The organism is Mesorhizobium sp. P2_F7, assembly GCF_056403695.1.
Genome location: NZ_JBFUFA010000004.1, coordinates 358,791 through 366,096, shown reverse-complemented (window position 1 = coordinate 366,096; position 7,306 = coordinate 358,791). Strand labels below are relative to the sequence as shown.

The window sequence follows — 7,306 nt, the reverse complement described above, 5'->3', positions numbered from 1 at the left end:
CCCCCCACGACTGATCTGATCAAAGTGTCTTTCCTAGTCCTTTGCGTCGACGGCGGCGTCGGCTTTCCTGTTTGCCTGGGCATGCGGATTGCGCGCATGAAACAGATCGAGATCGGCCTCGATGCGGTCGATCAGATTGTTGCGCACCATATCGTAGCCAAGCTCGATCGCTGCCGCAAAACCATCCGAATCGGCGCCGCCATGGCTTTTCACAACGATGCCGTTCAGACCCAGGAAGACACCGCCATTGGAGCGGCCCGGATCGAGCTTTTCGCGCAAGCGGTCAAAGGCGCCCTTGGCGAAGACATAGCCGATCCTGGCCATCAGCGTGCGGCTCATGGCGGCGCGCAGATAGCCTGAGATCTGGCGCACCGTGCCTTCCGCCGTCTTCAGCGCGATGTTGCCGGCAAATCCTTCGGTGACCACCACATCGACCGTGCCCTTGCCGATGTCGTCACCCTCGACGAAGCCGTGATAATTCATCGAAGCCATATTGGCCTCGCGCAGCATGCGCCCGGCTTCCTTGACCTCTTCCTGGCCCTTGATCTCCTCGACGCCGACATTGAGCAGGCCGACTTTCGGCCGGTCGATGCCGAACACCGAACGCGCCATGCCGGTGCCGAGAATGGCGAAATCGATCAGCTGGTGCGCATCGGCGCCGATTGTGGCGCCGACGTCCAGCACCACGCTCTCGCCGCGCAGCGTCGGCCAGATCGCCGCGATCGCCGGGCGGTCGATGGTGGCCATGGTGCGCAGGCAGAATTTCGACATCGCCATCAGCGCGCCGGTATTGCCGGCCGAAATGCAGGCTTGCGCGGTGCCTGATTTGACCGCTTCGACCGCCTTCCACATCGACGACTTCCAGCGGCCATGGCGCAGTGCCTGGCTCGGCTTGTCGTCCATCCTGACCGCGATCTCGCAATGGTGGAACTCGCTGACCTCGGCCAGTTTGGGGAATTTGGCGAGCTCGGGGCGCACCACCTCTTCGCGGCCATAGATGATGAAGCGGATGTCGGGACGCCTGACAGCGACCGTCATAAGTGCCGGGATGACCACGTTTGGCCCGTGATCGCCACCCATGGCATCGATGGAAATCCTGATCACGCGGTCTTTATCTCACTAGCTTGGGCCAGGGCACATGGCCCGCGAAATACGAAACTCGCGAAATAAGGGGGCTCGCGAAGGTTCGGCGAAAATAGCGGTTTTGGGCTGCCGCACAACCGACTTTTCTCCGATCGCATCGTGTTTTAGGATTTTCTAAGCAAGGATCGCAGCTTTTGCTGGAATTCGTTCTCGACGGGCTCATCCGGACCGGCGGCCTCGAGCGAGGCGCCGGACTTGCGTGGGTAGGGATCGATCGCCAGCCCGAAGAACTGTTCGGCGAGCGCCCCGACATCAATCGCGTCGCCGGAAAAGGTTTCCGGGCCGTCCGGCCCGTCGGCATCGAGCAGGATTTCGCCGCCGCCTTCGAAACCTTGTCGTCCAAGCTTGGACTGTTCCGGCAGGAACAGCGCCTCGACCTCCTCGTCAATATGGGCCACGACCGGCTCAAGGGTGACGATACAGGCCTGGGTGATATCAGCCTCGACGCGGCCACTGACCTTGACGCCGTTGCGCTTCCACGGCGCCACCAGCAGTTCGGCGCGGTAGTTTTCGACCGAGAGCAGCTCGTGCTCCGCAGCAAGGGCGGCGCGCTGCGCGGCGTCGGCGTCGATCACCACCGGCAGGCCTTTTTGCGGCAGGCGACCGACGTTGGCCTTGAATGACACCGGGCTCGGCGTGTCCGCATGTTTCATCTCGGCCTCCCTCTTGATTTCCTTCATTGCGCCCTGGCGACGGGAAACGCCACCGTGCCGGAGAGGATCGATTCGGACAGCTGCGCCTCAAGCTGCCTCGCGGCATCGATCACATAGGACGCCAGCGGCAGGGCCTGCGGCCAGGCACCGGCGTCGGGCCTGACATTGCGCGCCAGGGCGGTAGCCAGCGCATCGCCGTCACCGCGTTCCAGCGCGTCGTCGTAGGCGGCGGTGCGGCCGTAGAACATTTTCGCCAGCTTCTTCATGCGTTTCGGAACGCCGACATCGCCAACACCCAGCTCCCGCAGTGAATGCTCGACATCGAGAAAGAACTCGTCGATCAGCACCTGCGCGACCTCTTGCGCAACGCCCTCTTCGCCGCGCAGCCGGTGCTGAAACAGGAACATGTGCAGCGACAGCATCTCGAAACGGCCGAGTGGCGTGTCCGGTACATTCCAGTCGGAATAAAACACAGTCTGCCGCGCCGCCGCCACGATTTGTGCGTAAAGCGCCTCGGTGATAGCGCGGTTGGCGTTGCGTTCGCGGCCAAAAAGGCGCTGGAACATTGAGGGTGGTCTCCTGGGGACCGTTTGTTTGAATTGGCCTTGTTGCATCGGCAAGCAAGCTGGTTTACCGGTTTTGCCGCCCAGCGCAAGTTGCGGTCAGCTAATGGAGTTGTTGTTGCGCGCGCTGAAATTCAAGTCGACTTTGCTGCCCGGGGCTACCGCGGCGGTTTCGCTGGTGTTGGTGGCTTCCGCGCTGTCAGGCTGCAATTCGTCCAAGATGTTCGGCGACCTCAGCCCGAGCGAGACGCTGACGCAGGGCTATGTCATCGACCAGCAGGCGGTCGACTCGGTGCCGGTGGGCTCCAGCCGCGAACAGGTGCTTCTGGCGCTCGGCACGCCGTCGACGACGGCGACCTTCGACAACGAGGCCTTCTATTACATCTCGCAGACGCGCAAGCGCTATGTCGCCTTTGACAAGCCGCGCCTGGTCGACCAGAAAGTGCTGGCGGTCTATTTCGGCGAGGACGGGCGCGTTACCCAGATCGCCAATTACGGCCTGAAGGACGGCAAGATCTTCGACTTCATCTCGCGCACCACGCCGACCGGCGGCAAGGACCAGAACTTCCTCAGCCAGATCATCAACGGCGCCAGCAAGCTGGCGCCCGGCATCCCCGGTGGTGGCGGCGTCTAAGAAGCGGCCGCTTCCTCAAGATTTTTCACTTTTGCTTCCCTCGAAGCAACACCATCTCAGGCGACCAAATGCCCGCGGGAGCGATCCTGCGGGTTTTTGTTTTGAGGTCACAAGGCCGTCTCGCCCGCCGCGCTCCGACGGCGTCATGCCGAAATGCCGGCGAAAGGCGTGGTTGCTTGGGCAAGACGGAACGATGTTTTGGGCAATACGGCCCTGCGATACAGTCGGAGGCATCAAGTGCAGCGAGGTCGAAACGATCTGCAAACCTGGACGCATACTTGCCAGCGACCGGGCAAATTCGTATCAGACCGTGCTGGCCAATGGCAGCATCACGCTGAATTGGGGGAGCACCCGTGCAGGACAAAAACCGGACAAAACCGACCGGCTGGATGGCGACTGGAACGGCCGACGGCCAGGTGGTCACGCCGGACTGGATGCCCATCGAGCCGGTGGCGATCGATGGCGTGCGGGTCAAGGAGATCAGGCCGGTCGCAACCTCCACCGGCTATCTGACCGAGATTTTCCGCGAGGAATGGGAACTCGATTCCGAACCGGTCGGCCAGGTCTTCCAACGCACCTTGTATCCCGGCGCGGTGACAGGCTGGCATGCCCATGCAGAGACCATCGACCGGCTGTTCTGCTGCGTCGGCAGCGTTCGCATTTCGCTTTTCGATGGGCGCAAGGCCTCGCCGACCTTCGGCGCCGTCTGGCACAAGATCCTTGGCCCGTTGCGCCCGGCGGTGGTCATCATTCCGCCCGGCATATGGCATGGCGTTGTTTCGCTTGGAGCGGAAACGGCGGTGCTGCTCAATCTCGTCGACAGGGCCTATGCCTACGATCAGCCTGATCACTGGCGCCTGCCGCCGGACACCGACCACATCCCCTACAAACTGGTGTAGCGTGGAAGCATCCGGGCAGCGCGATCAGGCCGGCGGCGAACCGCTGGTCTCGGTCGTGATCGCGACGCACAACCGGCCGGCAGCACTGCGGCAGGCGCTGACCAGCGTCATGCGCCAGACGCTGCAGGACTGGGAAGCCCTGGTCATCGGCGATGGCTGCAAGCCGGATACGGCCGCCGTCGTCGCTGAATTTCGCGATGCCCGCATCGTCTATATCGATCTCCCCGTCAATTTCGGCGAACAGTCGGGACCCAACAATATCGGCTTTGCCAGGGCGCGTGGCCGCTTCGTCGCTTTGCTCAACCATGACGATCTGTGGTTTCCCGACCATCTGGCGGCGATGACCGGCTGGATCGACGCGACGGGCGCCGACGTGGTGCTGGCGCGCGGCGCCGTCATTCGGCCGGCATCGGCGGCCGGCGATCCCGTCAATTCGATCTTCGGATTCGGCAAAGACGGCTTTTACGATCCCGTCACGACGGAAGCATTTGGCTCGGCGCAGATGGTGCGCCGGACCTCGCTAGGCATCACAGGGCCTTGGCGACCGGCCAGCCAGTGCTTTTGCGAAAGTTCGCAGGACTGGCTGTTTCAGGCATGGCGAAAGGGCGCGGTGATCGCGACGATGCCGCACCTCACCGTAATCAAGCTGCATTCCGGCATCCGCCAAGGTTCCTATCTCGACGACAATGCGCAGGAACAGAAGGACCTTCTGGACGCCATGCAGGCGCCGGACGCCTTGCGCGTGAACATCCTTGGCCACGCGCGAGAACCCATTCAGCTGGCGGCGTCGAGCTATTTCAGGCGCAGGCTGATGGCGGCTCTTGGCATCCATCCCCGCGCCCGCGCCTTCCGCCGCAAGCACAAGCAAGGCGCCTTCGTTGCCCAGCTGCGGCACCTGCGTGGCCTGGCGCCGATGCCTGAGCGCGAGCCTGGCGTAAGCGAATTGCTCGATCGCTACCGCAAGCGCGGCGATGCCGGCGCCGAGCCGGATGAGAACTAGGAAGGCTTTCCAGCCTCCGTCCAGCACTCTCAAACAAAAACCCGCGGGATCGCTCCCGCGGGTTTTTCCTGAAGCAGTGGTTTTGCCTCAGCCGTGCGCGAGCACGGCCAGCAGCAGAAGCGCGACGATGTTGGTGATCTTGATCGCCGGGTTGACCGCCGGACCGGCCGTGTCCTTGTAGGGATCGCCGACGGTGTCGCCGGTGACCGAAGCCTTGTGGGCTTCGGAGCCCTTAAGGTGCTTGACGCCGTCCTTGTCGACAAAACCGTCCTCGAACGATTTTTTCGCGTTGTCCCAGGCGCCGCCGCCCGAGGTCATCGAGATGGCGACGAACAGGCCGTTGACGATGACGCCAAGCAGCGAGGCGCCAAGCGCTGCAAAGGCGGACGCCTTCGAGCCAGAGATGAGCAGCACGCCGAAATAGACGACGAGCGGCGCCAGCACCGGCAGCAGCGAGGGAATGATCATTTCCCGGATCGCCGCCTTGGTCAGAAGGTCGACGGCGCGCGCATAGTTCGGCTTGGAGGTGCCGGCCATAATGCCCGGGTCCTCGCGGAACTGCTTGCGCACTTCCTCGACGATGGCGCCCGCCGCGCGGCCGACGGCCGTCATGGCGATGCCGCCGAACAGGTACGGGATGAGGCCGCCGAAGATCAGGCCGGCGACGACGTAAGGGTTGGAGAGATCGAAGGAGATGTCGCCCATGCCCTGGAAGTAGGGATATTTGTCGCCATTGGCGGCAAAGAACTTCAAATCGTTCGAATAGGCGGCAAACAGCACCAGCGCGCCGAGGCCGGCGGAGCCGATGGCATAGCCCTTGGTCACCGCCTTGGTGGTGTTGCCGACCGCGTCGAGCGCGTCGGTGGAGTGGCGCACTTCCTTGGGCAGGCCGGCCATTTCGGCAATGCCGCCGGCATTGTCGGTGACCGGGCCGAAGGCGTCGAGCGCGACGATCATGCCGGCCAGGCCGAGCATGGTGGTGACCGCGATCGCGGTGCCATAGAGGCCGGCAAGCTGGTAGGTCGAGATGATGCCGCCGACGATGACGATGGCCGGCAGTGCGGTCGATTCCAGCGACACCGCGAGGCCCTGGATGACGTTGGTGCCGTGGCCGGTCACGGAGGCCTGGGCAATCGAGTTCACCGGGCGCTTGTTGGTGCCGGTGTAGTATTCGGTGATCACCACGATGAGGCCGGTCACCAGGAGGCCGATCAGGCCGCAGATGAACAGATTCTTGCCGGTGATGGCCATGCCGGCAACGGTGCCGATTTCACCCCAGCCGAGGCATACCGAAGTGGCGACGGCGAGGCCGGCGATCGACAGCAGGCCGGTGACGATCAGGCCCTTGTAGAGCGCGCCCATGATCGAGCCGTTGGAACCGAGCTTGACGAAGAAGGTGCCGACGATCGAGGTCAGGATGCAGGCGCCGCAGATGGCCAGGGGATAGAGCATCGCAGCGCCCAGGACGGCGGTGCCGCCGAAGAAGATGGCGCCGAGAACCATGGTGGCGACAACGGTCACCGCGTAGGTTTCGAACAGGTCGGCGGCCATGCCGGCGCAGTCGCCGACATTGTCGCCGACATTGTCGGCAATGGTGGCCGGGTTGCGCGGATCGTCTTCGGGAATGCCGGCTTCGACCTTGCCGACGAGATCGCCGCCGACGTCGGCGCCCTTGGTGAAGATGCCGCCGCCGAGACGGGCGAAGATCGAGATCAGCGAAGCGCCGAAGCCGAGCGAGACCAGCGAGTCGATGACGATGCGGTCATTGGGCTGCAGGCCCATCGGGCCGGTCAGGATCAGGTAGTAGATCGAGACACCGAGCAGTGCCAGGCCCGCCACCAGCATGCCGGTGATGGCGCCCGACTTGAAGGCGATGTCGAGGCCGGCGGCAAGGCTGTTGGACGCAGCCTGCGCGGTGCGCACATTGGCGCGAACCGAGACATGCATGCCGATGAAGCCGGCGGCGCCCGAAAGCACGGCGCCGATCAGGAAGCCGACCGCTGCGGTGATCGAAAGCAGCCACCAGGCGAGAATGAGCACGACCACGCCGACCATGGCGATGGTGGTGTACTGGCGCGCCAGATAGGCTTGCGCGCCCTCGCGGATGGCGGCGGAGATTTCCTGCATGCGTGCATTGCCCTGATCGGCTGCAAGAACCGATCGTGTCGCCCAGATGGCGTAAAGGATTGATAGCAAGCCGCAGGCGATGACGGCGTATAGGATGGTCATTGCCGAATTTTCCTCGATTGGTGGCCCAAAAGAACCCCTCCCTGGGCCGTTGGTGCGGGGAGCGGATAAAGCCTAGGCGGAATCCGTCCTTCGCAGCGGTGTATGCGAAACAGGGCTCGGAACGTCAAGATATTGTTCGGTTTTTGCCCGGCTTTCAGCCAAAAGGTTTAGGCCAGAACAGTCCG

General features: G+C 63.4%; 7 protein-coding genes. 3 read left to right on the top strand and 4 right to left on the bottom strand.

The genetic code is table 11. From position 1 onward, the window contains the following. Window positions 1–33: 33 nt before the first annotated feature. The 3 genes from plsX to AC1DZ8_RS15800 form a co-directional block, all read right to left on the bottom strand. The gene (gene plsX / locus AC1DZ8_RS15810; protein WP_477401173.1) at window positions 34–1,104 is read right to left on the bottom strand and encodes a phosphate acyltransferase PlsX; all 1,071 of its coding nucleotides are present in this window, start codon (window positions 1,102–1,104) and stop codon (window positions 34–36) included. Window positions 1,105–1,247: 143 nt separating this feature from the next. After that, window positions 1,248–1,796, bottom strand: a complete 549-nt coding sequence (locus AC1DZ8_RS15805; protein ID WP_477301649.1) for a YceD family protein — start codon at window positions 1,794–1,796, stop codon at window positions 1,248–1,250. Between the two features lie 23 nt (window positions 1,797–1,819). Further along, window positions 1,820–2,362: a ubiquinol-cytochrome C chaperone family protein gene (locus AC1DZ8_RS15800; protein ID WP_477301651.1), complete on the bottom strand. Its 543-nt coding sequence runs from the start codon at window positions 2,360–2,362 to the stop codon at window positions 1,820–1,822. A gap of 115 nt (window positions 2,363–2,477) precedes the next feature. Here AC1DZ8_RS15800 and AC1DZ8_RS15795 point away from each other — a divergent pair, with 115 nt between their 5' ends. The 3 genes from AC1DZ8_RS15795 (at window position 2,478) to AC1DZ8_RS15785 (ending at window position 4,892) form a co-directional block, all read left to right on the top strand. After that, window positions 2,478–2,993, top strand: a complete 516-nt coding sequence (locus tag AC1DZ8_RS15795) for an outer membrane protein assembly factor BamE (RefSeq protein ID WP_477301653.1) — start codon at window positions 2,478–2,480, stop codon at window positions 2,991–2,993. A 353-nt stretch (window positions 2,994–3,346) separates the two neighbouring features. Next, window positions 3,347–3,892 carry a dTDP-4-dehydrorhamnose 3,5-epimerase family protein gene (locus tag AC1DZ8_RS15790; protein WP_477301655.1) on the top strand — a complete coding sequence of 182 codons (546 nt, stop codon included), beginning with the start codon at window positions 3,347–3,349 and terminating at the stop codon, window positions 3,890–3,892. A 1-nt stretch (window position 3,893) separates the two neighbouring features. Next, entirely contained in the window at window positions 3,894–4,892 is a 999-nt protein-coding gene (locus AC1DZ8_RS15785) for a glycosyltransferase family 2 protein (protein WP_477301657.1), read from the top strand. A gap of 87 nt (window positions 4,893–4,979) precedes the next feature. On the opposite strand, the gene AC1DZ8_RS15780 is transcribed toward AC1DZ8_RS15785, so the two are convergent. Beyond that, window positions 4,980–7,121, bottom strand: coding sequence for a sodium-translocating pyrophosphatase (locus tag AC1DZ8_RS15780; protein WP_477301659.1), 2,142 nt, complete (start codon window positions 7,119–7,121; stop codon window positions 4,980–4,982). Window positions 7,122–7,306: the final 185 nt, after the last annotated feature.

Excerpts from the sequence above, each read along its gene's own strand:
- AC1DZ8_RS15805 (WP_477301649.1), bottom strand. The coding sequence starts at position 1,796 with ATGAAACATGCGGACACGCCGAGCCCGGTGTCATTCAAGGCCAACGTC.
- AC1DZ8_RS15780 (WP_477301659.1), bottom strand. The coding sequence starts at position 7,121 with ATGACCATCCTATACGCCGTCATCGCCTGCGGCTTGCTATCAATCCTT.
- AC1DZ8_RS15800 (WP_477301651.1), bottom strand. The coding sequence starts at position 2,362 with ATGTTCCAGCGCCTTTTTGGCCGCGAACGCAACGCCAACCGCGCTATC.